The organism is Pseudostreptobacillus sp. (genome assembly GCF_977040545.1).
Genome location: NZ_CDRRBS010000127.1, coordinates 1 through 2,341 on the forward strand (window position 1 = coordinate 1; position 2,341 = coordinate 2,341).

The window sequence follows — 2,341 nt, forward strand, 5'->3', positions numbered from 1 at the left end:
TCGGACTTTAATTTTGGGAGCATAGTTTCATATTTACTCATATAAAACAGTGACATTAGAGTAGTTTCAATAACATCATCTAAATGATGACCTAGAGCAAGTTTATTGCATCCTAATTCTGTTGCTTTAGTGTAAAGAGAACCACGACGCATTTTTGCACACATAAAACAAGGATAGTCTTTAGCTATATTACCGGCTATTTCGAATATATTATCATTATATATATGACAATCAATGTTTAAGTGTTTTAAATTAAATTTTAAATTATCTAAATTTCTTTTGTTAAATCCTGGATTCATAGCTATAAAAACAACTTCAAAATTAATGTTAGAAGCTCTTTTTAGTTCATGAAATAATTTAGCTAGCAATAATGAATCTTTACCACCTGAAATAGCAACAGCAATTTTGTCATTTTCCTGTACAAGTTGAAATTCTTTTAGTGCTTTAATAAAAGGTGCCCAAAGAGTTAATCTAAATTTTTTTTGTATACTTTTTTCTATATCCACTAAATTCCTAATAGGATTATCAGGAATGATTATAGGGCAGTTTGTATCACCTAAGAACATAATTCCTCCTTTCACAAAATATACATAAGATACATTATCGGACGTTGTATTATATCTTAAAAATAGTCTCTAAAATGTTTTTAGCAATTATATCTTTTGTATTGTATTTTAAATCGTATTCAATTAAATTTTTATCTATTATCGTTACTTTATTGTAGTCTGAATTAAATCCAATGTTCGAATCAGAAATATCGTTAGCTATTATAAAATCTAATTTTTTTTTCTTTAATTTAAGTTTTGCTTTTTCTATTAAATTTTGACTTTCTGCAGCAAAACCTACAAGCATATATTTTCTTTCAATATTTTTTGATAATTCACTTAAAATATCCTTGTTAAGTTCGAGTTCTATTTTTAAATCATCTTTTAAATCTTGTTTTTTTATTTTTTCTTTACTATAATTTTTTACTTTGAAGTCTGATACAGCAGCTGCCATAATTATTGTATCACAATTTTCTTTTTCTTTATCTACAATATTTAGCATTTCTTGTGCAGTTTTTACATATATAACATTATCAATATAAGTTGGAATATCTATAGTTTTATTAGTTATGACTAATGTTACATTGGCACCCATTAATTTTGCTTGTTTTGCAAGTGCTATACCCATTTTACCACTAGAATGATTTGTAATTGTTCTTACTGGATCTATATATTCTTGTGTACCTCCAGCTGTTATCAATATTGATTTATTTTTAAGTTTTTCATTACTTTCAAGTTGATATTCAATACTTTCTATAATTTTCTCTATTTTAGGTAGCTTGCCTATACCGGTATCACCACAAGCTAATATACCTGAATCAGCTTCTATTATATTATAACCAAATTCTTTTAATTTTTTCATATTATGATTATTTACTGGGTTTGTATACATTCTTGTATTCATTGCCGGAAAAATCAAAGTTTTATCTGGGTTAGAGGCGGATAAACAAGTTGAAATAAAATCGTCAGCAATTCCATTAGCTAATTTACCTATTATATTTAAAGTTGCGGGTACGATCACGACTAAATCATTATTTTTAATTAACTCAATATGGTATACATCAATTTCATCATTCTCAAAATTTTCATAATATACTTTATTTTTAGATATTGTTTGAAATAATGATGGAGAAATTAATTTTTTAGCATTATCACTCATCATTACAGTAACGTTATATCCTTTTTTAGTTAATTGAGAAGTTAAATCTAAGGCTTTATAGCATGCAATACCTGAAGTAACACCTAATAGTATCTTTTTCACAAAATCTCCTCCTTACTTTTTGTAATATTATACTATAATTTCACTTCTTCTTCAACAAGTTTAAAAAACCGTTATTCACATTTTACTTCTTTTTCACATTTCCTTATTTTCTCGAGAAAAGTTACGTGTTCATTTTAAAAAGACTATTATTTAAGGTGTTTTTCAAAAAAATGCACCAAATAAATTTTTGGCACATATTCACGTTATACACTTAAACTAATTTAGGTTTATTTAATTAAAAAATAAAATAATTTATTTATTAAAATTAGATTAAAATTATAATTTTGTTAAAAAAAAACCATTTTAAAAGTAGATTTTAAAATAGTTTTTAAGTTTAATTTAATTTTAATTATTTAAATAAAAAAAACTAGAGCTCTAACTCTAGTTTATTTTAATAATTTATTCATATAATACGGTATATTTTTTATAAGCTCTGATGGAGTTATAATGTAGTTCTCTTTTTTCAATTCATCAGCTATATAACCATGTAAATATGCCCCTATTGTAGCTGCATCAATTATAGAATAATTTTGCA

Annotated in this window: 2 protein-coding genes; both read right to left on the reverse strand. The window is 24.8% G+C overall.

All coding sequences use genetic code 11. The annotated features are described in order from the left end of the window. A partial coding sequence (locus tag ACWYO2_RS05765) for a tRNA 2-thiocytidine biosynthesis TtcA family protein (RefSeq protein ID WP_455515528.1) occupies positions 1-566 on the reverse strand: 566 nt, incomplete at its 3' end. 49 nt (positions 567-615) lie between these two features. Further along, positions 616-1,806, reverse strand: coding sequence for a bifunctional phosphopantothenoylcysteine decarboxylase/phosphopantothenate--cysteine ligase CoaBC (coaBC, locus tag ACWYO2_RS05770; protein ID WP_455515529.1), 1,191 nt, complete (start codon positions 1,804-1,806; stop codon positions 616-618). Positions 1,807-2,341 lie beyond the last annotated feature (535 nt).